General features: G+C 72.6%; 16 protein-coding genes. 12 read left to right on the top strand and 4 right to left on the bottom strand.

Annotation, left to right across the window (positions count from 1 at the left end; genetic code table 11):
- Positions 1–133: 133 nt before the first annotated feature.
- Positions 134–1735: an NADH-ubiquinone oxidoreductase-F iron-sulfur binding region domain-containing protein gene (locus ACIO3P_RS04060; RefSeq protein ID WP_329827142.1), complete on the bottom strand. Its 1602-nt coding sequence runs from the start codon at positions 1733–1735 to the stop codon at positions 134–136.
- Positions 1732–3591 carry a hypothetical protein gene (locus ACIO3P_RS04055; RefSeq protein ID WP_401850717.1) on the bottom strand — a complete coding sequence of 620 codons (1860 nt, stop codon included), beginning with the start codon at positions 3589–3591 and terminating at the stop codon, positions 1732–1734. Before ACIO3P_RS04055 ends, ACIO3P_RS04060 begins: the two co-directional genes overlap by 4 nt.
- 443 nt (positions 3592–4034) lie before the next feature.
- Between ACIO3P_RS04055 and leuS the strand changes: the two genes are divergently transcribed.
- The 8 genes from leuS (at position 4035) to holA (ending at position 14841) form a co-directional block, all read left to right on the top strand.
- Entirely contained in the window at positions 4035–6944 is a 2910-nt protein-coding gene (leuS, locus tag ACIO3P_RS04050; protein ID WP_329827145.1) for a leucine--tRNA ligase, read from the top strand.
- Between the two features lie 158 nt (positions 6945–7102).
- Positions 7103–7792 carry a hypothetical protein gene (locus tag ACIO3P_RS04045; RefSeq protein ID WP_329827149.1) on the top strand — a complete coding sequence of 230 codons (690 nt, stop codon included), beginning with the start codon at positions 7103–7105 and terminating at the stop codon, positions 7790–7792.
- Positions 7793–7871: 79 nt separating this feature from the next.
- The gene (locus ACIO3P_RS04040) at positions 7872–8717 is read left to right on the top strand and encodes a DegV family protein (RefSeq protein WP_401850714.1); all 846 of its coding nucleotides are present in this window, start codon (positions 7872–7874) and stop codon (positions 8715–8717) included.
- Positions 8718–9038: 321 nt separating this feature from the next.
- Complete coding sequence (locus ACIO3P_RS04035) at positions 9039–9959, top strand: helix-hairpin-helix domain-containing protein (RefSeq protein WP_401850713.1); 921 nt, start codon at positions 9039–9041, stop codon at positions 9957–9959.
- Positions 9956–12436 (top strand): ComEC/Rec2 family competence protein, encoded by a 2481-nt coding sequence (locus tag ACIO3P_RS04030; protein ID WP_401850711.1) that lies wholly within the window; start codon positions 9956–9958, stop codon positions 12434–12436. The genes ACIO3P_RS04035 and ACIO3P_RS04030 overlap by 4 nt, the downstream gene beginning before the upstream one ends.
- A gap of 140 nt (positions 12437–12576) precedes the next feature.
- Positions 12577–13461, top strand: a complete 885-nt coding sequence (locus tag ACIO3P_RS04025) for a YceI family protein (protein WP_401850708.1) — start codon at positions 12577–12579, stop codon at positions 13459–13461.
- Between the two features lie 42 nt (positions 13462–13503).
- Positions 13504–13749, top strand: coding sequence for a hypothetical protein (locus tag ACIO3P_RS04020; RefSeq protein ID WP_329827154.1), 246 nt, complete (start codon positions 13504–13506; stop codon positions 13747–13749).
- A gap of 99 nt (positions 13750–13848) precedes the next feature.
- The gene (gene holA, locus ACIO3P_RS04015; protein WP_329827155.1) at positions 13849–14841 is read left to right on the top strand and encodes a DNA polymerase III subunit delta; all 993 of its coding nucleotides are present in this window, start codon (positions 13849–13851) and stop codon (positions 14839–14841) included.
- Positions 14842–15113: 272 nt separating this feature from the next.
- On the opposite strand, the gene rpsT is transcribed toward holA, so the two are convergent.
- Positions 15114–15380: a 30S ribosomal protein S20 gene (rpsT, locus tag ACIO3P_RS04010; RefSeq protein ID WP_401850704.1), complete on the bottom strand. Its 267-nt coding sequence runs from the start codon at positions 15378–15380 to the stop codon at positions 15114–15116.
- Positions 15381–15653: 273 nt separating this feature from the next.
- Here rpsT and lepA point away from each other — a divergent pair, with 273 nt between their 5' ends.
- Positions 15654–17522 carry a translation elongation factor 4 gene (gene lepA / locus ACIO3P_RS04005; RefSeq protein WP_329827157.1) on the top strand — a complete coding sequence of 623 codons (1869 nt, stop codon included), beginning with the start codon at positions 15654–15656 and terminating at the stop codon, positions 17520–17522.
- A gap of 284 nt (positions 17523–17806) precedes the next feature.
- A complete protein-coding gene (locus ACIO3P_RS04000) occupies positions 17807–19693 on the top strand; it encodes an AMP-dependent synthetase/ligase (RefSeq protein WP_329827158.1) in 1887 nt (628 codons plus the stop codon).
- Positions 19694–19765: 72 nt separating this feature from the next.
- On the opposite strand, the gene ACIO3P_RS03995 is transcribed toward ACIO3P_RS04000, so the two are convergent.
- A complete protein-coding gene (locus tag ACIO3P_RS03995) occupies positions 19766–20350 on the bottom strand; it encodes a response regulator (protein WP_329827159.1) in 585 nt (194 codons plus the stop codon).
- 305 nt (positions 20351–20655) lie between these two features.
- On the opposite strand from ACIO3P_RS03995, the gene ACIO3P_RS03990 reads away from it, so the two are divergent.
- Complete coding sequence (locus ACIO3P_RS03990; protein WP_401850702.1) at positions 20656–22662, top strand: SpoIIE family protein phosphatase; 2007 nt, start codon at positions 20656–20658, stop codon at positions 22660–22662.
- Between the two features lie 120 nt (positions 22663–22782).
- A complete protein-coding gene (gene hemW / locus ACIO3P_RS03985; protein ID WP_329827160.1) occupies positions 22783–24015 on the top strand; it encodes a radical SAM family heme chaperone HemW in 1233 nt (410 codons plus the stop codon).
- The last annotated feature ends 18 nt before the right edge of the window (positions 24016–24033 follow it).

Genomic DNA, 24033 nt, shown 5'->3' with positions numbered 1-24033 from the left:
AAGCGGGCCGTCCGATCAGGACGGCCCGCTTCTCGTATGTCCGTCTCCCCCTGTCTCCGAGCCCTGTCTCCCGAGGGGGCGGGTGGACCGGCGGGACCCCTGACGCGGGGCCCGCCGGTACGTAACCCCTCGCTCAGCCGCGGCCCCGGCCGAGGGCCTTGCGCCCGCCGCCCGGCGGCAGCGCCGCGCGCGAGGACTCCTGGCGCGGCGGCGGCGTGGGCGCCGTCTGCTCCAGCCGGAGCGCCAGCGCCGGGCAGCGCCGTACGGCGCGCTGTGCGGCGCCCTGGAGGTGCATCGGGACATCCGCCTTGGCCGGCGTGGGGAAGCCGTCCGGGCTCATCCGGAACAGCTCGGGGAGGATGTCCGCGCACAGGCCGTGGCCCTGGCAGAGCGTCCAGTCGATGGCGAGCCTGCCGCCGCTCGGGATGGACTCGACCTCGTCCTGGTAGCCGGGGTTGGGCAGCGGCAGCACCCCGGTCGTCTCGCGTCCGCAGCCGCCGTTGAGCACATGCGCCGCGAGGTCGTCGGTGAACGCCGACAGGGTGGACGAGAAGAAGCGCGCGGAGCCGTCGGGGTGCTGGCACGCCCCGCGCTTCTTGACGGACTGGGTGACCGCGCGCAGCGCCTCCAGCGCCGCCTGGCCGCCGCCGTTGATCACATCGGCGAGACCGCTCGCCGCGGCCGGCAGCCCGAGTTTGCAGGGGCCGCACTGCCCGGCGGTCTCGGCCGCGAGCCAGTTCGCGACCCGGAGCGCCTCGCCCAGCGGGCAGGTCTCGGGGCCGATCGGCAGGATCGCGCCCGCGCCCAGCGCGCCGCCGAACGACTTGAAGGACTCCTTCGAGATCACGGCCTCGTGGGCGGCGATCGCGTCCATCCAGTTGCCGTGGTAGCCGCCGGTCAGTACGCCCTGGGGCATCGGCGGGGCGCCGGCCATCTGGAGGATGTAGCGCAGCGGCACGCCCGAGGGCGCCTCGATGACCATGGGCCGGGCGACCGCGCCGGAGATGGTGAGCATGACCGTGCCGGGCTCGGTCTCCAGCCCGGTGTGGGCGTAGCGGCGGGCGCCGATCCGTGCGCCGATGGCGAGTTGGGCGAAGGTCTCCGCGTTCGACAGCAGCGTCGGCAGGCCGCCGACGCCGGACTCCGCGGCGCGCTCACGGCGCCCCGGCGGCTTGGCGGGGCCGCCGTTGATGGCGCGGATCACGGACGACGCCTCGCCCGAGACCATGCGCTCGGGCGTACGGACGACCTTGGCCCGCAGTTGCTGGCCGCGCCGGTCGGAGAGGCCGCGCTCGGCGAGGGCGGCCCGGATCGAGACCTCGGTGGAGTTCCTGGTCACGGCGATGACCAGGGTGCGCGCGCCCAGGGCCTCGGCGGCCAGCAGAGCGCCGTCGAGGATCAGGTGCGGTGCCCGGTTGAGCATCACCGTGTCCTTGCGGCAGGGCGGTTCGCCCTCACTGCCGTTGACGACGACGACCGGCCGGACCCCGCGGCTGATCGCCGACTTGGCGACGGCCCGCAGTTTCCTGTGGAAGGGGAAGCCGGCGCCGCCGCGGCCGGTCAGGGATATGTTCTCGGCCAACTGGGCCAGCCGCTCGCCGGTCATCGCCTCCAGCGGCCCGTGCACCTTGAGGTGCATGGGCAGGTCGAGGCGTTCGACGAGATCGAATCCCTGGGTGAGCTGGGGGAGGCCGACGACACGGACTTCGGGGACATCGGGGAGAGGGGCGTTCACGGTCGGTCTCCTGCGGGTGCCTGCCAGGGTTCCCCGGCCGGGGGCGGATAGAGGGGGCCCGGGGTGGCCGCCTCGTCATAGGGGAAGGAGCCCGGTCCGGGCTGACCGGGTCCTGCCTGCGGCCGGCCGTCGTAGGACTGGCCGTTGTAGGGCTGGCCGTCGTAGGCGGGTACGGAGCCGGTGTCGTACGGGGGAACGGCGCCGGTGCCGTACGCCGGGATCGAGCCCGTGTCGTACGTCGGGGCGGGGCCGGTGCCGTAGGGGGACGCACCGTCGGGCCCGTAGGGGGAGCCGGTGCCGTACGCGGCGGCGCCGCCCGGATCGAACGCGGGGGTGGCCCCGGTGTCGTACTGCGGGTTCTGCTGCCCCTGAGGGGTCATCCCCGGGTTGTACTGAGGGATCGCCCCGGTGTCGTACGGCATGTTCTGGCCACCGTTCTGGCCGCCGTCGTAGAGGGGGGTGGCCCCGGTGTCGTACGGGGTGTTCGCGCCGTAGCCGGCGTCCGCCCCGGGGTACTGGGGGGTCGCGCCGGTGTCGTACGGCTGGTTCTGGCCGCCGTTGCGGCCTCCGTCGTACCTGGGGACCGCCCCCGTGTCGTACGGGGCCGCCGGGGGCTGGGTGAACGCCTGCGCGGGCCGGGGCGGGGACGGTGCGGGCCAGGAGCCGGGCGGACCCATGGGCTCGTCGGTGATGATCGGCAGTTCCTCGGTCATGGGGATGCGCTCGGCGAACGGGACGTCCCCGCCCTGCTGACCTCCGGCCGCGGGGGAGCCGGGGGGCTGCGCGGGCATCCGGGTGGTCGCGTCCATGGACATGGCGCGGTAGCCGGCGGAGAGCCCGGTACCGCTGTCCTGGCCCCGGTCGGAACCCGGCCCTGAGAGGCCGTCGCCGCCCCGTGGGGCGACGAACGTGTCGGCCAGGGGGTCCGGGGCCCTGAGCGGGTCCGCAGCCGGTGTCGCCTCGTACAGCGGCGGCGACGGGGCGGCGAGCCGCGGTGGCGTACGGCCCCCGCCGAGCGGGGTGGAGAGCGAGGAGGCCGCGATCGGGTCCTGCTGCGGCCTGGGCTGGTACTCGCGCTGCGGGGGGATGCCGCTGGCGCCCGGGAGCGGGGAGGACGAGAGATCGCGCAGACCGCTCCCGGACTCCTTGGTCTCGGTGTCGGCGCCCGTCATCGAGACGATCCGCTCGGCGACGCGCCGCTGGGTCTGGCGGGGGAGCAGCCGCAGCGAGACGACGGCGGCGACCCCGAGCACGGTCAGGGAATACATCACAGTGACGTAGGTAGCCGCGGGACGTCCTGTGAAGAGTCCGTGAATCAGGGCGAAACACCACGCCGGATAGGCCACCATGTGGATCGCCCGCCAGCGGGCGGCGTACTTGCCGGGAAGGGCGAAGACGCTCCGCAGGGCACCGGTCGTACCGGCCACGATCATCAGCAGTGCGGCGAGGGAGCCGAAGCCGATGAGGCCGTTCGTACCGGAGATGCCCAGGCCGAAGGGGAGCAGGGCGCCGATCAGGGCGACCTTGCCAAGAGTGATCTTGATGGTGACATGAAGCAGCAGGAACCCGATCGAGGCGACGGCGGTCGCTCGATGGATGCCCTGGGCCAGGAGCCGCTGTCGCGGCGCGAGGAGCAGCCGGTCGGTGGCTATCAGACCCCAGACGACCGCCCCGGACAGCGACAGCAGTGACAGCACGCCCGCGCCGAAGTCGATGAAGGCCTGAAAAGCGTCGCCTCCTACGACGGCGAGTAGTGGTACCAGTACCAGTGCTGCGGCGGTCGCGATTCCCTGGGTCTTCCGGCTGTTGCCGGACTCAGGGTTGGGCGACGCGCCGGGCTTGCGTTGAAGGTTCATAGGGGGCAACTCCGAAGGGCTCGGGAAAGCGGTCCCGCTGCCGCATGCTAAGTGGAGCCATACCGGGCAGTACCCGGTTTGCAGGTTTAGCCAGGTGAAGGTGAGTTATCCGACTCCGCTGTTGCCCGGATAGGTCCGATACGCGGAGTAAGGCTGACCGTTGAGCCTCACCGTGCGGTTGCCCGGCCGCCCCCGCGGACCTGCCCCGTGCGCGCGGATCGGGCACTGCGGTACCCTGACGCCATGCGTGCCGTACGCCTTCTGCTTAGCGGGCCGCGCTGACCAGTCCCGGCCGATGACCGATCCGGTCGGAGTCAGCGCGGCGTCCCCTCCTGTGTGAGGGGCATTTTTCTTTCGCTGACCGGTGGACCGGTGCGGCCCTGTGTGCCGCCCGGTACGGCCGGCCCCGCTGGCAGAGACGATCGATGGAGCTTCAGGACATCATGAGCGAGACGAATTCCGCTGCCGCTTCCGGCGCTGCCGAGACGGCAGCGCCGCACCGCTACACCGCGGCCATGGCCGCGGACATCGAGGCGCGCTGGCAGGACTTCTGGGACGCCCGGGGCACGTACGAGGCGCCGAACCCGACGGGTGAGCTGGCCGGCGATCCGGAGCTGGCCGCCCGGCCCAAGAAGTTCATCATGGACATGTTCCCCTACCCCTCGGGCAGCGGACTCCATGTCGGGCACCCGCTGGGCTACATCGCCACCGACGTGTTCGCCCGTCACCAGCGCATGACCGGCCACAACGTCCTGCACACCCTGGGCTTCGACGCGTTCGGCCTGCCCGCCGAGCAGTACGCGGTCCAGACCGGCACGCACCCCCGGGCCTCCACCGAGGCCAACATGGAGAACATGAAGGTCCAGCTCCGCAGGCTGGGTCTGGGCCACGACCGGCGCCGCTCCTTCGCCACGATCGACCCGGACTACTACAAGTGGACCCAGTGGATCTTCGTACAGATCTTCAACTCCTGGTACGACCCGGAGGCGGACCGCGCGCGCCCCATCGAGACGCTGGTGGCGCAGTTCGAGAGCGGGGAGCGCGCGACGCCCGACGGGCGCCCCTGGAGTGAGCTGGGCGCCCCTGAGAGGGCCGACGTCCTGGGCGGCTACCGGCTGGCGTACGCCTCCGACGCCCCCGTCAACTGGTGCCCCGGTCTGGGCACGGTGCTGGCCAACGAGGAGGTCACCGCCGACGGCCGCTCCGAGCGCGGCAACTTCCCGGTCTTCAAGGCGAAGCTGCGCCAGTGGAACATGCGCATCACCGCCTACGCCGACCGGCTGCTGAACGATCTGGACGCCCTGGACTGGCCCGAGGCCATCAAGCTCCAGCAGCGCAACTGGATCGGCCGCAGCGAGGGCGCCCGGGTCGACTTCCCGGTGACGGACGCCGTCGGCGGGAGCGCCGCCATCACGGTCTTCACGACCCGTCAGGACACCCTCTTCGGCGCCACGTACATGGTCCTGGCGCCCGAGCACGACCTGGTCGAGAAGCTCGTCCCGGCGGCCTGGCCCGAGGGGACGCACGAGGTGTGGACGGGCGGTCACGCGACCCCCGCCGAGGCCGTCGACGCGTACCGCAAGCAGGCCGCGGCCAAGTCCGACGTGGAGCGGCAGGCCGAGGCGAAGGACAAGACCGGGGTCTTCACCGGCGCCTACGCCACCAACCCGGTCAGCGGCGAGCGCCTGCCCGTCTTCATCGCCGACTACGTCCTGCTGGGATACGGCACCGGCGCGATCATGGCCGTACCGGCGCACGACGGCCGCGACTTCGCGTTCGCGCGCGCCTTCGAACTCCCGATCCGCTGCGTCGTCGAACCCACTGACGGCCGGGGCACGGACGCCTCGGCGTGGGACGACGTGTTCTCCTCGTACGACGCGCCGATCGTCAACTCGTCGAACGCGGACCTCACCCTGGACGGCCTGAAGGTGGCCGAGGCCAAGGCGCGGATCACCGACTGGCTGGCCGCGCGCGGCATCGGCGAGGGCACGGTCAACTTCCGGCTGCGCGACTGGCTGTTCAGCCGTCAGCGCTACTGGGGCGAGCCCTTCCCGATCGTCTACGACGAGAACGGCACGGCGCACGCGCTGCCCGAGTCGATGCTGCCGCTGGAACTGCCCGAGGTCGACGACTACTCGCCCCGTACGTTCGACGCGGACGACGCGGACACCCAGCCGGAGACGCCGCTGTCGCGGAACGCCGAATGGGTGAACGTCGAGCTGGACCTGGGGAAGGGCGAGGGCGTCAAGCGCTACCGCCGCGAGACCAACACCATGCCGAACTGGGCCGGTTCGTGCTGGTACGAGCTGCGCTACCTGGACCCGCACAACGACGAGAAGCTGGTCGACCCGGCCGTCGAGCAGTACTGGATGGGCCCGCGCGAGGGCCAGCCGCACGGCGGCGTCGACCTGTACGTGGGCGGCGCCGAGCACGCCGTACTGCACCTGCTGTACGCGCGCTTCTGGTCCAAGGTGCTGTTCGACCTGGGGCACATCTCCTCGGCCGAGCCGTTCCACAAGCTCTACAACCAGGGCATGATCCAGGCGTTCGTCTACCGGGACAGCCGCGGAATCGCGGTGCCGGCGGCGGAGGTCGAGGAGCGCGACGGCGGCTACTGGTACCAGGGCGGGAAGGTCAGCCGCGTCCTGGGCAAGATGGGCAAGTCCCTGAAGAACGCCGTCACCCCGGACGAGATCTTCGCGGAGTACGGCGCGGACACGCTGCGGCTGTACGAGATGGCGATGGGCCCGCTGGACGTCTCGCGTCCGTGGGACACCCGCGCGGTCGTCGGCCAGTTCCGGCTGATCCAGCGGGTGTGGCGCAATGTGGTGGACGAGGCGACCGGCGAGGTCACCGTCGTCGACACCGACCCCGCCGACATCGACGTGGACACGCTGCGCGCGCTGCACAAGGCGATCGACGGAATCGTCCAGGACATGACCGGGCTGCGCTTCAACACGGCCATCGCCAAGGTCACCGAGCTGAACAACCACCTGACCAAGACGGGCGCCCCGATCCCGCGCGCGGTCGCCGAGCCGCTGGTGCTGCTGCTCGCGCCACTGGCCCCGCACGTCGCCGAGGAGCTGTGGCGCAAGCTGGGGCACACCGACTCGGTCGTGCACCGGGACTTCCCGGTCGCGGACCCGGCATACGTCGTGGACGAGGCCGTGACCTGCGTCGTACAGGTCAAGGGCAAGGTCAAGGCGCGGCTGGAGGTCTCCCCGTCCATCTCGGACGAGGAGCTGGAGAAGCTGGCGCTGGGTGACGCGGGCGTGGTCGCCGCGCTGGGCGGGGCGGGCATCAGGAAGGTGATCGTGCGGGCGCCGAAGCTGGTGAACATCGTTCCCGCCTGATGGTTGCCACCTGATCGTTGCCGGATCGGCCGTTCGTGGCTTCGACCGGGGACACAGGGCTTTCCCCTACGGGCAGGTTGGGGGTTCCGAGGGAACCCACAGCCTGCCCGTTCCGTTTACGGTGGAAGGGACACGAACGACTGCGAAGGGGCGCGCTCATGGACGTCGCGATCACGATCATGGCGTTGCTCTTCGTCGCCTTCATGGCACTGGGGGTGTACGCGGGCGTCAAGGCGGTCGGCGCAGCCAAGCGGGGCGTGGACCGTACGATCTCGCAGGCCCGCCGCACGGTGGAGGACACGACCCTGCGGGCGAAGAGCCTGGGCCAGACCGGCACGGCCGGGGAGCTCGCCCAGCTTCGGCTGAGGCTGCGCACCTCCATGCGCGCCACCCAGGACGCGCTCCAGGCGGGCGTGGCCGAGGACGCCTCGCTGTCGGAGTCGATCGCCCTGTTCGAACGGCTGAGCGTGCACGGCCGGGAGCTGGACGACGAGCTGCGCCAACTGGAGCGGGACCCCGACCGGAGCAGGGTCGGGCAGCGGCTCCCGGAGCTGCGGGAGCGCACGGACCGGATCACGCACTCCGCGGACTCGCTGCGCTGGGCCGCCCGGGACCGCGCGCGGAAGTTCTCCGAGGACGACCTGTCGTCGCTGAGCGCGCAGATCGATGTGGAGTCCGGGGCGCTGCGGCACTGGTCGACGGAGCCCGCGGAGCCCACGGCGTCGACCGGTGCGGCGGCCTCCACGGCGCGGCCGGAGGAGCGGCGCGAGGCCATCGACCCGCCCGATCCGCGGCTCAGGACCACGTACCCCTGGCAGAAGCAGGCCAGGCCCGAGACCACGAACTGACCGTGTACCAGGGCCGGAACCGACCGGAGGGACGGGGCCGGGCTGCCGCCCCGTGAGGACGACGGGTAACCTCCGGCTCATGTCCCGCCATGTCGCGATCGTCACCGATTCCACGGCCTACCTGCCGCCGCAGACGATGGAACGGCACGGCATCACCGCGGTGCCGCTGACCGTCGTGCTCGGGGACCGCGCGCTGGAAGAGGGCACGGAGATCTCGGCCCGTTCCCTGGCCCTGGCGCTCCAGAAGCGGACGTCCGTGACCACGTCACGGCCGAGCCCCGAGGTCTTCGCCGCCGAGTACCGCGCCGCGGCGGACGCCGGGGCCACGGGGATCGTCTCGCTCCATCTGTCGGCCGAGTTCTCCGGCACGTACGACGCCGCCGTGCTCGCCGCCAGGGAGGCGCCCGTGCCGGTGCGGGTGGTGGACACCGGCATGGTGGCCATGGCGCTCGGATTCTGCGCGCTGGCGGCGGCCGAGGCCGCGGAGGGCGGCGGCACGCTCGACGAGGCGGTGGCCGCTGCCGAGAAGCGGGCCGCGGGCACCACCGCGTATTTCTATGTCGACACGCTGGACTATCTGCGCCGGGGTGGCCGGATCGGCGCCGCCCAGGCGCTGTTCGGCTCGGCGCTCGCGGTGAAACCGCTGCTCCAACTCGACGGCGGGCGCATCGAGCTGCTGGAGAAGGTGCGGACGGCGTCGAAGGCGATCGCCCGGCTGGAGGAGATCGTCGCCGACCGGGCCGGCACCGGCCAGGTGGACATCGCGGTGCACCACCTCGCGGCGCCGGAACGGGCCACGGCGCTCGCCGAGCGGCTGCGTGAGCGGCTGCCGGGACTGGTGGACCTGCATGTCAGCGAGGTCGGCGCGGTGATCGGGGCGCACACGGGGCCGGGGCTGCTGGGGGCCGTGATCTCACCGCGCTGACGGTCCCGCGGGGCCCGCATACCCTCGTTCGGGTGGCCGAGTTTTCCACAACCGGCAGGTTTTCCACCGGAATTCGGTGTGCTCGGCGAGATCGGGCGAGGATGCCTACCGTTCTGTGGCATGGCTCTCCGAACACGCTCCGTAACCAGCGGCCCAGGCCGTTCCCCCGGCTCCGACGGCCGTGCCCGCCACGGTCGTCCCCGTGCCCGATCCCACTCCCGTCCCCGCGCTCGCGCTCGCGTGGAAGTCCGTACCGGGACGCCGACCCGCCTCCCTGGGCGCACGGCGCCCTCGTCCGTGACCGCGTCCGCGTCTACGTCCGTGACCGCGCCCGTGGCCCCGCCGGAGCCGCGCCGTCGGGCGGACGCGCTCTTCCCCGCCTCTTCCACCTCTCCCGCATCTCCTGCCACTCCTGCCGCCCCGGCCGGTGCCGGTCCTGTCGCCGCCCCGGAGCCCCCGGAGCCCCCGTCGCCGCCCAAGGCGGAGCGGGGGCGGGCGTGGGCCGGGGCGCTGGTGGCGGTGCGGGAGCGGCTGCCGCTGTGGGTTCAGCTCCGGTGCGGTCTGGAGCTGAGGACGCTGGGCGCGCTCGCGGTGGTGCTGGTGGTGGCCGCCGGGCTCGCCGCGCAGCACTTCTGGACCGGGCGCCCGCAGTCCGTCCGGGCACCGGACACGGTCCGCGCGGACGCCGCTCCTCCGGGCGATGTGCCGAGAGGACTGCCCGCACCGCTGCGGAAGGCCGTCGAACCCGAGCCGCCGCCCCCACCGGAGACGGCCAGGATCGTGGTGGACGTCGGAGGCAAGGTGCGGGAGCCGGGTGTCCTGCGGCTGCCCGCCGGGTCGCGGGTCGCCGACGCGCTGCGGGCCGCCGGGGGCGTCGAGCCGGGCGCGGACCTCACCGGGCTGAACCGGGCCCGATTACTGATGGACGGCGAGCAGGTGGTGGTCGACGCCCCCGCACCGCCGGGCGGGGCCCCGGGCGGCGGACCCGGCACAGACGGCGGGGGAGCGGTGGCGGGCTTCGGACCCGGCGCGGGCCCCGGACCGCCGGCCGCGCCCATCAGCCTCAACACCGCCACACCGGACCAGCTCGACACGCTCCCCGGCGTCGGGCCCGTGCTCGCCCGGCACATCATCGACTACCGCACCCAGCACGGCGGGTTCCGCTCCGTCGACGAGCTTCGCGAGGTCAACGGCATCGGTGACCGCAAGTTCGCCGACCTCCAGCCTCTCGTACGGCCATGACGCGCCCCGCGGTCCACCGGACGGCCGACCACCGCCTGGGCGCGTCCGATCCACGCCAGGAGGGCCCGGCCGACCTCCGGCTCCTGCCGCCCGCGCTGGCTGCCTGGGGCGCGGCGGCCCTGGCCGTGGGCGCCCCGGGCCGCTGGACCGTGCTCGGGGTGCTGGTCTGTCTGCTGGCCGGCGCGCTGCTCCTGGTGCGGTCGGGCGCCGCGCGCGGGCCGCGCCTCACCGGCGCGGCCGCCGCGTGCGCGCTGCTCTGCGCCGCCGCCGGGGCCGCCTCCGCCGGGCTGCACGGCGCGGACGCGCGACGAGGGCCCGTGCCCGGCCTCGCCGACCGATATGCCTCGGTCACCGCGGAGTTGACGGTCACCTCCGACCCCCGGGCCACCCGTCCCAGGCCCGGGGGCGGCGGGACGGCCGGGGGCGGGTTCGTCCTCGACGCGCAGATCACCCGGGTGACGCCGGTACGGGGCGGGGCGACCGCGGTCCGTACGCCCGTGCTGGTGATCGTCCCGCCCGGCGAGCACCCCGGCCGCTGGCAGCGGCTGCTGCCGTCCACCCGGCTGCGGCTGACCGGACGGCTGGCGCCCCCGCTGCACACCGACGACCGCTACGCGGCGGCCCTGCGCGTCACGGGAAAGGGCGCGCCGACGGTCACAGGGCCGCCCACCCGCGTCCAGCGCACGGCGGGCACGCTCCGCGCCGGGCTGCGCGCGGCGACCGAGGGGCTGCCGCCCGATGCCCGCGCCCTGCTGCCGGGGCTGGTCGTCGGGGACACCACACGGATCACGCCCGAACTGCACGACGCCTTCGCCGCCACGGACCTGCTGCATCTCATGGCCGTCTCGGGCTCCAACCTGACCATCGTCCTCGTCCTGCTGATCGGCCCGCCGGGGCTGGCGGTGCGGGCCGAACGGCGCGGGCTCGCCCCACGCCTGGGGATCTCCCTGCGGACCACCGCGCTGCTCGGCGGGGCGCTCACCCTCGCGTTCGTGGTCGTCTGCCGCCCGGAACCCAGCGTGCTGCGGGCCGCCGCCTGCGGGCTGATCACCCTCCTCGCCATCGGCACCGGCCGCCGCAGAACACTGCTCCCCGCGCTGGCCGCCGCCGTCCTGCTGCTCGTCCTCCTCGACCCCTGGCTGGCCCGCAGCTACGGCTTCCTCCTCTCCGTGCTGGCCACCGGCGCCCTGCTCACCATCGGCCCACGCTGGAGTGCGGCGCTGACGCGGCGCGGGGTGCCGCCGAGGCTCGCGGAGGCCCTGGCGGCGGCCGGAGCCGCGCAGGCCGTCTGCGCGCCCGTGGTGGCCGTGTTCGCGGCCCGGGTCAGCCTCGTCGCGATCCCGTGCAACCTCTTCGCTGAGCTCGCGGTCGCCCCGGCCACGGTGCTCGGTTTCGCCGCGCTCGCCCTCGCCCCGGTGGCACTGCCCGCCGCCGAACTGCTGGCCGGGTGCGCGGGCTGGCCGGCCGGGTGGATCGCGTCCGTCGCACGCGGCGGCGCGGCGCTGCCCGGCGCCCGGACCGACTGGCCCGGCGGCTGGCGGGGCGGGGCGCTGCTCGCCGTCGTCACCGTCCTCGTCGTGGTCGCCGCCCGGCGGATCCCGCGCCACCCCTGGACGGCCGCGCTCTGCGCCGTACTCCTGCTGCTCGCGATCGTGCGGCCCCCGCCGTTCACCCGGATCGTCACCGGCTGGCCGCCGCCGGGGTGGACGTTCGCGATGTGTGACGTCGGCCAGGGCGACGCGACCGTAATCGCCGCCGGGGACGGCACCGCCGTGGTGGTGGACACCGGCCCCGACCCCGGGCCCGCCGACCGGTGTCTGCGGGAACTCGGCATCACCCGGATCCCGTTGCTGCTGATCACCCACTTCCACGCCGACCACGTCGCCGGGCTGCCCGGCGTGCTGCGCGGCAGAGCGGTCGGCGCGATCCAGACCACGACCTCGCCCGATCCTCCGGAACAGGCCGCGTTCGTACGGCGCGCCGCCGCCGCGGCGCGGGTGCCCGTCGTGCCGGCCGTCCCGGGGGAGCGGCGCACCACCGGGCCGCTCGACTGGCGGGTGCTCTGGCCCCGGGCCGGGGTGTCACCGGCCGCCACCGAGCCCAACGACTCCAGCGTCACCCTGTTCGTACGGGTCGCCCGAGGCCCCACCCTGCTGCTCCTGGGCGATCTCGAACCGCCCGCCCAGCGCGGCCTGTTGCGGGACCACCCGGCGCTGCCCCCGGTGGACGTCCTCAAGGTGGCCCACCACGGCTCGCCCCATCAGCACCCGGGGCTGCTCAGGGACGTACGCCCCCGGCTCGCGCTGATCTCCGCGGGCCGGGACAACCCGTACGGGCATCCCGCGCCCCGTACCGTCGACGCGCTGCGCGCCGGGGGAGCGACGGTGCTGCGTACCGACCGGGACGGGGCGATCGCGGTGGTGGGGGCCGGGGCGGGGCTGCGGGCCGTTCCCCGGGGGCGGAGCGGCGATCGGTGACGCCCGCGTTCTCTACCTGTCGGTACGTTTGCCCCGAACAGGGCAAGAGTGATCGAATGCTTACTCGTCATGGGCCGCCGTTCCGACGACGTTCCGCGGTGCGGCCCCGTGGAGCCCGACCGCACAGGGGTACGCACACCATGATCAGCCGCCTTCTCGGCCGACGGACGGCCGCTCATCAGAGGCCCGGTCCGTTCGCCGGACTCTCCGTACCGCCCGGCGCCGGGCTGCTCACCTGCCGCGTCATCGACCCGGTCAACGAGCCTGTCGGACAGGCCGAGTTCACGGTGAGCGACAGCAACGGCCGCAAGATCGTGAGCGGCGAGACCGACCCGTTCGGGATGATGGTGGCGATGGTCCCCCTCGGGGAGTACCGGCTGGCCATATCCGCCGACAGCTTCACCCCGTTCCGGGGCAATGTGACGGTCGGCGACGATGCCGAGTCCAGGGGCCCGGGTGACATCACACTCCAGGTGGCCCCGTCGCTGCCGCTGCCCGCGCCCGGCGACTGGGAGATCGAACCGGCCCACTCCCGGATCGGTTTCATCGCCCGTCACATCGGGCTCGCCCGTGTCCACGGCCGCTTCGACAACTTCGCCGGGGCGATCAGGATCGGCGAGACGATGGAGCGGTCGGCGATGCATGTCGTCATCGGCGCCGCGTCGATCGACACCAGCGTGCAGATGCGCGACGACCACCTGCGCTCACCCGACTTCCTCGACGTGGAGAACTATCCGACGCTGGAGTTCTACAGCGACCGCTTCCTCCACCGCGGTGGCAACAACTGGGGGATCGCCGGGGCGCTCACCCTCCACGGCGTCACCCGCACGGTCACCCTCGACGCCCACTACCTGGGCATAGGCAACGGCATGGAGGGCGAGACCCGCGCGGCCGTCCGCGCCAGTACGGAGCTGCACCGCGAGGACTACACCGTCAACTGGCAGTCGATGCTGGCACGGGGCATCGCGGTGGTCGGCTCCAGCATCAAGATCGAGATGGATATCCAGATCGTCCCCAAGACCTGACCGGGCGGTTCACCGGCTCCGGCCGGCTGGAAGAATGCGGCCGTGAGCGATGTGAGACACGTACTGGTGCTGCCCGACCGCGACGCGGCGGAGGAGGTGGCGCAGGCGCTCGGCGAGCGGTTCCCGGTGACCGAGGAGCCCCAGCTCGTACGGGACGCCCTGGCCGGCGAGGACGACGCCGAGGACGCGCAGTGGCTGGTGGTCGTGGAGGACCCCGGGGCGCGGCTGGACTCCGCCGCGCTGGACGCGTTCGTGGCGGACTGGGACGGCTGGCGCGAGGCCCCGTAACGTCCGCGCCGCCCCGGGAGCTCGGGCCCCGTCCCCGGATACGCGGGTCCCCGGATACGCGCCCCTCGCTGTCGGTGGGGCGTGAGATCGTGGACCACGATGGCCACCAGAAAAGCTTCCCCCGACGATCTGCTCGCCCCGCTCACGCTCGCCGTGGGCCAGGAGGACCTGCTGCTCGACCGCGCCGTGCAGCAGGTGGTCGCGGCGGCCCGCGCCGCCGACGCCGACACGGACGTCCGCGACCTCACCTCCGACCAGCTCCAGCCCGGCACCCTGGCCGAGCTGACCAGCCCGTCGCTCTTCGCCGAGCGCAAGGTCGTCGTCGTACGGAACGCGCACGACCTCTCCGCGGACACGATCAAGGACGTCAAGGCGTATCTCGACGCGCCCGCCGAGGAGATCACCCTCGTCCTGCTGCACGCCGGGGGGGCCAAGGGCAAGGGGCTGCTGGACGCCGCCCGTAAGGCGGGGGCCCGTGAGGTCCCCTGCCCCAGGACGACCAAGCCCGCCGAGCGGCTGGGCTTCGTACGGTCGGAGTTCCGCGCGCTGGGTCGCTCGGCCACGCCCGAGGCGTGCCAGGCCCTGGTCGACTCGATCGGCAGCGATCTGCGCGAGCTGGCGAGCGCCGTCTCCCAGCTCGCCGCGGATGTCGAGGGGACGATCGACGAGGCCGTCGTCGGCCGGTACTACACGGGCCGCGCCGAGGCGTCCAGCTTCAATGTCGCCGACCGCGCCGTGGAGGGCCGGGCCGCCGACGCGCTGGAGGCGCTGCGCTGGTCGCTGTCGACCGGTGTCGCACCCGTACTGATCACCAGCGCCCTCGCCCAGGGCGTGCGGGCCATCGGCAAGCTCTCCTCGGCCCGCGGCGGCCGGCCCGCCGATCTCGCGCGGGAGCTGGGGATGCCGCCGTGGAAGATCGACCGGGTGCGCCAGCAGATGCGCGGCTGGACCCCGGACGGTGTGGCGACCGCGCTGCGGGCCGTCGCCGAGGCCGACGCGGGCGTCAAGGGCGGCGGCGACGATCCGGAGTACGCGCTGGAGAAGGCGGTCGTCGCGATCGCCCGCGCGGCCCGCTCCGGCCGCGAGGGCTAGCCTCCGGCCGCCAGGGCTAGCCCCCGCCCGCGAGGGGCGGTCCCGGGTCCAGGTGGTACCCGGTCCCCGGTCCAGGTGGTACGACGAAGGCCCTGGCCCGTTCTGGGAGAACGGGCCAGGGCCTTCGACGTCAAGCTGTGCAGCTCATTGAAGCTGATGAACTCGCACCCGCGTGGCGAACGCAGTCGCGTGCGAGTTCGGGGTTCGCCGGTCAGGAGCGGTAGAGAGGGCCCGCTGAGTCCCTTCCGGCGGTCAAATCAAGGAACCGGGGCTCAGCCCTGGAGGGTGGCGACCTTGGAGGCCAGCGCCGACTTCTTGTTGGCGGCGGCGTTCTTGTGGATGACACCCTTCGAGACAGCCTTGTCGAGCTGACGGGACGCCTCGCGAGAAGCCGCGGTGGCCTTCTCGATGTCACCGGCGGCAGCGGCCTCGCGGGCCTTGCGGATCGCGGTCTTGAGCGACGACTTGACAGCCTTGTTGCGCAGGCGTGCCTTCTCGTTGGTCTTGTTCCGCTTGATCTGGGACTTGATGTTCGCCACGTTATGAGCCTTCTCAGCTTTGATGAATTCGTTGACCCGGTACAGCACCGTTGGACTCGGTACCGCACCGTCGACTCCGTACAGCACCGTCCGAGGACCACCCGGAGCCCGGACAGGGCAGGGTGGAGCCGGACGCAGCTTGTCAGGCTAGCAGCGACCCCGCGACCGGCCCAAACCGGGCGCAGTCCCGTACCCGTGGGACCATGGAGCCTACGTATCGATCCGCGTCCACCCGAGACGAGACGCCGCGCGTCTCAAGAATCAGGACCCTGCGTGCCCGCGACCCCTCTCCACGTGCCCGAGCCGAGCCGTACGGACCCGGCGCTGCTCCGCAACTTCTGCATCATCGCCCACATCGACCACGGCAAGTCGACGCTGGCCGACCGGATGCTCCAGCTCACCGGAGTGGTCGACCAGCGGCAGATGCGCGCCCAGTACCTCGACCGGATGGACATCGAGCGCGAGCGCGGCATCACGATCAAGTCCCAGGCGGTCCGGCTGCCCTGGGCCCCCACCACGGGTGAGGGCCAGGGCACCACCCATGTCCTCAACATGATCGACACGCCCGGACACGTGGACTTCACCTACGAGGTCTCCCGTTCGCTCGCGGCCTGCGAGGGCACCATCCTGCTGGTGGACGCCGCCCAGGGCATCGAGGCGCAGACGCTCGCCAACCTCTATCTGGCGATGGAGAACGACCTCACGATCGTTCCCGTGCTCAACAAGATCGATCTGCCGGCCGCCCAGCCGGAGAAGTTCTCCGAGGAGCTGGCGAACCTCATCGGCTGCCAGCCCGAGGACGTCCTGCGCGTCTCGGCGAAGACCGGTGTCGGCGTGGACGTCCTGCTCGACAAGGTGGTCAAGGAGGTCCCGGCGCCGGTCGGCGTCAAGGACGCCCCCGCCCGCGCGATGATCTTCGACTCGGTCTACGACTCCTACCGGGGGGTCGTGACGTACGTACGTGTCATCGACGGCCAGCTCAACAAGCGTGAGCGGATCCGGATGATGTCCACCAACGCCACCCACGAGCTGCTGGAGATCGGGGTCTCCTCCCCGGAGATGACCCCGGCCGACGGCATCGGCGTCGGCGAGGTGGGCTACATCATCACCGGCGTGAAGGACGTACGGCAGTCCAAGGTCGGCGACACGATCACCACCCTGAACAAGGGGGCGACCGAGGCGCTCGGCGGCTACAAGGACCCCAAGCCGATGGTCTTCTCCGGCCTCTATCCGCTGGACGGCTCGGACTACCCCGAGCTGCGCGACGCGCTCGACAAGCTCCAGCTCAACGACGCCGCCCTGGTCTACGAGCCGGAGACCTCCGCGGCGCTCGGCTTCGGTTTCCGGGTCGGCTTCCTCGGTCTGCTGCACCTCGACGTGATCCGGGAGCGGCTGGAGCGCGAGTTCGGGCTCGAACTGATCGCCACCGCCCCCAACGTGGTCTACCGCGTGGAGATGGAGGACGGCACCGAGCACACGGTCACCAACCCGAGCGAGTTCCCCGAGGGCAAGATCGACTCGGTGCACGAGCCGGTCGTACGGGCCACGATCCTCGCCCCGAGCGAGTTCATCGGCGCGATCATGGAGCTGTGCCAGAGCCGCCGCGGCACGCTGCTCGGGATGGACTACCTCTCCGAGGACCGTGTCGAGATCCGCTACACGCTGCCGCTCGCCGAGATCGTCTTCGACTTCTTCGACCAGCTCAAGTCCAAGACCCGCGGCTACGCCTCGCTCGACTACGAGCCCACCGGCGAGCAGACCGCCAACCTCGTCAAGGTCGACATCCTGCTCCACGGCGACAAGGTGGACGCCTTCTCGGCGATCACCCACCGGGACCAGGCGTACGCGTACGGGGTGCGGCTCGTCGCCAAGCTGCGTGAGCTGATCCAGCGCCAGGCATTCGAGATCCCCATCCAGGCCGCCATCGGCTCCCGGGTCATCGCCCGCGAGACGATCCGCGCCATCCGCAAGGATGTCCTCGCCAAGTGCTACGGCGGTGACATCTCCCGTAAGCGGAAGCTGCTGGAGAAGCAGAAGGAGGGCAAGAAGCGCATGAAGATGGTCGGCAGCGTGGAGGTCCCCCAGGAGGCGTTCATCGCCGTGCTGTCCAGTGACGATTCCGGGGGCAAGGCGAAGAAGTAGCCGTCCTGATGTCGTTCCGACGGCGCTACGGGCCCTCACACCGCGGTGTGAGGGCCCGTAGCGCCGTCCGGGCTCCCCGGAACGTCCCCGAAACAGGCGCGGCTTCGTCACAACGTGTACGTAAGTGGCTGTCCACAGCCTCTTACGTACCGGGCGGACGGCCTCTACCCTGAGCGCAGATTCGTAGTTACTCGTCGGTTAGTTACTCGTCGGTCGCATTAGTTACTCGCCAGTCACAATTCAGTCGGCACGCCGGCAGCGCTGCCGCGGGCCCGGAGGATGCCGTGAGCGACACCCAGAACTTGATCGAGAACCGGCCGCCCTCCGTGGCGACCCTCTTCATTGAGCGCGTGGCGGCCACGCCGGACGCGGAGGCATACCGCTACCCCGTACCGGCCGCCGGACAGGGCCCCGACGAGTGGCGCTCGCTGAGCTGGGGCGAGGCGTCGAAGCGGGTGTACGCCGTGGCCGCCGGGCTGATCGCGCTCGGCGTGCGACCCGAGGAGCGGGTCGCGCTCGCCTCCGCCACCCGGGTCGAGTGGATCCTCGCGGACCTCGGGGTGATGTGCGCGGGCGCCGCGACCACCACGGTCTACCCCTCGACCAACACCGAGGAGTCCGCGTACATCCTCTCCGACTCGCAGAGCCGGGTGCTGATCGCGGAGGACGCCGCCCAGCTCGCCAAGGCGCGCGAGCGCCGCGCCGAGCTGCCGGGCCTCGCCCATGTCGTGGTGATCGACGCGGACGGCGCCGTACCCGCCGAGGGCGACCCGGAGGGATGGGTGCTCTCGCTCGCCGAACTGGAGGCGCGCGGCGCCGCGTACCTGGCCGAGCACCCCAAGGCGGTCGAGGAGCGGGTCGAGGCGATCACCGCCGATCAGCTCGCCACCCTCATCTACACCTCGGGCACCACGGGCCGCCCCAAGGGCGTACGGCTGCGCCACGACAGTTGGTCGTACATGGCCAAGGCGATCGCGGCCACCGGCCTGATCAGCGGGGACGACGTGCAGTACCTGTGGCTGCCGCTCGCCCATGTCTTCGGCAAGGTGCTGACGTCCGGGCAGATCGAGGTCGGCCATGTCACCGCCGTGGACGGCCGCGTCGACAAGATCATCGAGAATCTGCCGGTGGTCCGGCCGACCTACATGGCGGCCGTGCCGCGGATCTTCGAGAAGGTCTACAACGGCGTGGCGGCCAAGGCGCGGGCCGGCGGCCCCGCCAAGTACAAGATCTTCCAGTGGGCGGCCGGGGTCGCCCGCGAGTACGCCGTCGCCGCCCAGGACAACTTCCGGCGTACGGGCACCAGGACCGTGCCGTTCGCCCTCGAAGCCCGCCACAAGGTGGCCGACGCGCTCGTCCACAGCAAGCTCCGCGAGGCGTTCGGCGGCCGGCTGCGCGCCGCCATCTCCGGTTCCGCCGCGCTCGCGCCCGAGATCGGCTACTTCTTCTCCGGCGCCGGGATCCACATCCTGGAGGGGTACGGGCTGACGGAGACCAGCGCGGCCAGCTTCGTCAACCCGGGCGAGGCGTACCGTACGGGCACGGTCGGCAAGCCGCTGCCCGGCACGGAGGTACGGATCGCGGACGACGGCGAGATCCTGCTGCGCAGCCCGGGTGTGATGGCCGGATATCACGGGCAGCCCGAGAAGACCGCTGAGGTGCTGGAGCCCGACGGCTGGTTCCACACCGGGGACATCGGCGAGCTGTCCGCCGACGGCTATCTGCGGATCACCGACCGCAAGAAGGACCTGATCAAGACGTCGGGCGGCAAGTACATCGCCCCGGCCGAGGTCGAGGGCCGGTTCAAGGCGGTCTGCCCGTTCGTCTCGAACATCCTGGTGCACGGCGCCGACCGCAACTTCTGCACGGCGCTGATCGCGCTCGACGAGCCGGCGATCCTCGGCTGGGCCGCCGAGAACGGCATGGCCGGCCGTCCGTACGCCGACGTGGTCGCCTCGGCGGCGGTCGAGCAGCTCATCGGCGGATACGTGAAGCGGCTCAACGAGGGCCTTCAGCGCTGGCAGACCATCAAGAAGTTCCGGCTGCTCTCCCGCGACCTGGACATCGAGCACGGCGAGCTGACGCCCAGCCTCAAGCTCAAGAGGCCCGTCGTGGAGCGGGAGTACAAGCATCTGATCGAGGAGATGTACGAGGGCTCCCGCGAGTCCTGACCGCTCCCGCGGGGCCTGACCGGGGCTCGTGAGGGCGGCGGGTCTGCCCTCGCGGCCCCGGCCGGACACGCCCTAGTGGTCCCGCCCGCGCCGGAGTTCGCCCAGTGCGTCCTCGATCCGCTCCAAGTGGCGCCGCAGGTCGGCCAGATGTTCCGGCGCGTCGCTCCGCAGCGCGTCCTCGATCTTCGCCAGCCGGCCCGCGACCTCCCCGAGCTGTTCCTGCTCGCGCGCCAGGGCCCGCTCCAACTGGCGGTTCTTGCGGTGCAGATCGAGGAAGACGCTGACCTTGGCCCGCAGCATCCACGGGTCGAAGGGCTTGGTCAGAAAGTCCGCGGCGCCCGTGGCGTACCCGCGGAAGGCGTAACCGCTGTCGGATCCCGGCCCGTTCAGGAAGATGATCGGGATGTCCTTGGCCCGGTCGAGCCGCTTGATCCGGTACGCGGTCTCGAAGCCGTCCATGCCGGGCATCCGGACGTCCAGCAGGACCAGCGCGAACGGCTGGCGCAGCAGCGCCTCCACCGCCTCCTCGCCCGAACGCGCCCGTACGAGCCGCTCGTCCAGTGAGGCCAGCACCGCTTCGAGCGCGGTGAGGTTGTCCTCCATGTCGTCGACGAGCAGGATGCCCGCACGCTCCGTGCCGACCGCTGTGCCGTTCATGTGCTGATCATCCTTGTTGCTCCTTGTCCGGCCCGCGTCTTTCGGCCAGCGAGGCAAGAATGCTCTGTCCGGGGCGGTTTCGCACGCGGTTCCGGTGCTTTGGCCCGACCTTCGCGCCACCGCCGCGCCACCCCTTCCGCGCCGATGCGCCCCCCGCGCGGTTTCCGCTGTCAAGACCCGGGGGCAATCTCCGGCGACTTCCATGACTCGGTGCGTAGGAACGCGCTCCGTCTGTCACTCTGTCGGGATCGTAAACGGCACAAACGCCAGAGCGGCACAACGCCAGAACCGGATCAGGAGCCGCAGTGGGGCCCATTCCGATCCCGCGCGACGCCCGCCACCGTCCGGCACCCCAGGTGCCGTTACGGAGGGACGCGCGGTCCATCTCCCGTACCAGTCTGCCCGGCAACCCGCTCGCCCCGTCCGCCGCACGCCGCTTCGCACGCGCGGCGCTCGCGGACTGGACCAGCCTCGGGCTGCTCACCACCTGCACCTTCTGCCAGGGCGAGGCAGGCTGCTCCCCGGGCACACACAGCACCGATCTCCTCGCCGACGACGCCGTACTGATCGTCGACGAACTCGTCACCAACGCGGTCGTGCACGCCGGCACCACCGTCGAACTGCTCTGCCGGCTCGAAGTCCCCTCCGAGGACCCCTCGGGGGACATCGCGGGGGCCCAGGCACGCGACGAACCGGCCGCGCTCGTCCTCGAAGTCTCCGACCACCATCCCGCGCGGGCCGTGCGCAGCGACCCGGACGGACCGGCGCCGTCCGGCACCCCCGAGTACGGCCGCGGGCTGCAACTCGTCTCCGCGCTCGCCGAACGCTGGGGCATCACCTACCGCTCCGGCCTCAAGACCGTCTGGGCCCGGCTCCCCCTCGCAGGCCGGGACACCGGCCCCGACGGGGCACCGGCCGAACCCGTCCTGCGGCGAGGGCTGCGCGCCGCCGAGATCCTGGCACCCGCCCCGCGCCGTACGGTCCGCGGCGACCCGGAGTGGGCCGGCGGAGGGGCCCTCTCCTTCCTCGCCGAGGCGTCCGAACTGCTCGCGGGACAGCTCGACGAGGACCTGGTCGCGGCGCTCGCCGGCCAACTGCTGGTGCCACGCCTCGCCGAGTGGTGCGCGGTCTGGCTGGACGGCGACGGCGCGCAGACGGGCGCGGCGCCCCGGCTCGCCCGCGTCTGGCACGCCGACGAGTCCCGTATCGAGCCGCTGCGCGCGGCCCTGGAGAAGGAGCCGCCGAGGCTCCCGGGACCGCCGCACGGCACGCCGGTGCCGGTGCCCTGGCCGGTCTTCGGGACGGCGGGGAGCGACGGCGCTGCGCTCGCCTGCCGGCTCGTCGCGAACGGCCGCGCCCTGGGCACGCTCCTGCTCGGCCGCCCCGGACAGGGCACCGTCCCCGACGAGGTGACCTCCCTGGTCGAGGACTTCGCCCGGCGCGTCGCCCTCGGTATCGGCGCGGCCCGCCGCTACACCCGCCAGGTCACCATCAGCCGCGTCCTCCAGCGGGGACTGCTGCCCACCCAGGTGGCGCGCATCCCGGGCGTCGCCAGCTCCCTCGTGTACGAACCGAGCGACGAGGGCCTCGCGGGCGGCGACTTCTACGACGTCTTCCCGTGCCCGCCGGGCGACCGCTGGTGCTTCATGCTCGGCGACGTCCAGGGCAGCGGCCCGGAGGCCGCCGTCGTCACCGGCCTCGCCCGCCCCTGGCTGCGGCTGCTCGCCCGCGAGGGGTACGGGGTGGGCGCGGTCCTGGACCGTCTCAACCGGCTGCTGCTCGACGACGCGACGGAGGCGGCCGAGTCGGCGTCCCTGATGGCCGTCGGGGCGGCCGCGGGCCCCGGTGGACCGCCCGGAGTGCCCGCAGGCCCCACGGGGCCGCCGGAGGGCCGCCAGGCCCGCTTCCTGTCGCTGCTGTACGGCGAGCTGACGCCCCTGCCGGACGGCGGCGTACGGTGCACCCTCGCCAGCGCCGGCCACCCCCTGCCGCTGCTCCTGCGCCCGGACGGCACGGTGCGGGCGGCGGCGGAGCCGCAGGTGCTGCTCGGGGTGGTGGAGTCCGTCGCGTACGAGAGCAGCGCCTTCGACCTGGAGCCCGGGGACACGCTGCTCTGCGTCACCGACGGCGTCACGGAGCGCCGCTCGGGCCGCCGCATGCTCGACGACGGCGACGGGCTCGCGCGGGCCCTGGCGGGGTGCGTGGGGCTCACGGCGCAGGGCGTGGCGGAGCGGATACGGCGCGCGGTGCACGAATTCGCGGAGGCGCCGCCGGGGGACGACCTGGCGCTGCTGGTGCTCCAGGCGGAGTGACGGCGGGCGGAGCACGGGGCGGGGCACGGGCGGGGCGCTGTGGGACGGCGCCCCGTACCGTCCCGGCCGATCCGTCCCGTCCCGTCCCGGCAGGTCCGTCGCGTACGGGACACTGGGGGCATGCCTTCCGCACTGCCCGACGGTGACCCCATGCCCGAGACCGGAGCGCTGCCCCGGCACGCCCTGACGGGCGCGGCGGACCGGCCGCTCGGCTTCTACCTGCACGTTCCGTACTGCGCGACCCGCTGCGGCTACTGCGACTTCAACACGTACACGGCGACCGAGCTGCGCGGCTCCGGCGGGGTGCTGGCCTCCCGCGACAACTACGCCGACACCCTCGCCGACGAGGTCAGGCTGGCCAGGAAGGTGCTCGGCGACGACCCGCGCCAGGTCCGTACGGTCTTCGTCGGCGGCGGCACCCCCACGCTGCTCGCCGCCGGGGACCTCGTACGGATGCTGGGCACGATCCGTGACGAGTTCGGGCTCGCGGACGACGCGGAGATCACCACGGAGGCGAATCCCGAGTCCGTGGACCCGGCGTACCTCGCCGCCCTGCGGGAGGGCGGCTTCAACCGGATCTCCTTCGGCATGCAGAGCGCCAAGCAGCACGTCCTGAAGGTCCTGGACCGTACCCACACCCCGGGCCGTCCCGAGGCGTGCGTCGCGGAGGCCCGCGCCGCCGGGTTCGACCACGTGAACCTCGACCTGATCTACGGCACACCGGGGGAGAGCGACACCGACTGGCGCGACACCCTCGCGGCGGCCGTGGGCGCCGGCCCCGACCACATCTCGGCGTACGCGCTGATCGTCGAGGAGGGCACCCAGCTCGCCCGCCGCATCCGGCGCGGCGAGGTCCCCATGACGGACGACGACGAGCACGCGGACCGCTACCTCATCGCGGACCAGGTGCTCGCCGAGGCGGGCTTCTCCTGGTACGAGGTGTCCAACTGGGCCACCACGGAGAAGGCGCGCTGTCTCCACAACGAGCTGTACTGGCGCGGCGCCGACTGGTGGGGCGCGGGCCCCGGCGCCCACAGCCACGTCGGCGGCGTGCGCTGGTGGAACGTGAAGCACCCCGGCGCGTACGCCCAGGCCCTCGCGGAGGGCCGCTCCCCGGGCGCGGGCCGCGAACTCCTCTCCGAGGAGGACCGCAGGGTGGAGCGCATCCTGCTGGAACTGCGCCTGGCCGACGGCTGCGAGCTGTCCCTCCTCCGCCCGGCCGGCCGGAACGCCGCCGCCCGCGCCCTGGCCGACGGCCTGCTCGTACCGGAGCCGTACGAGGCCGGCCGCGCGGTGCTGACGCTGAAGGGCCGCCTCCTGGCGGACGCCGTCGTCAGGGACCTGGTGGACTGATCACTCGCCGGGGTGAAT

Origin of the sequence: Streptomyces sp. NPDC087310, from assembly GCF_044744405.1 — a bacterium.
Classification (GTDB): Bacteria; Actinomycetota; Actinomycetes; order Streptomycetales; family Streptomycetaceae; genus Streptomyces.
Note: the sequence above shows the minus strand (reverse complement) of the source record. Positions and strands in the feature narration are given on the sequence as shown.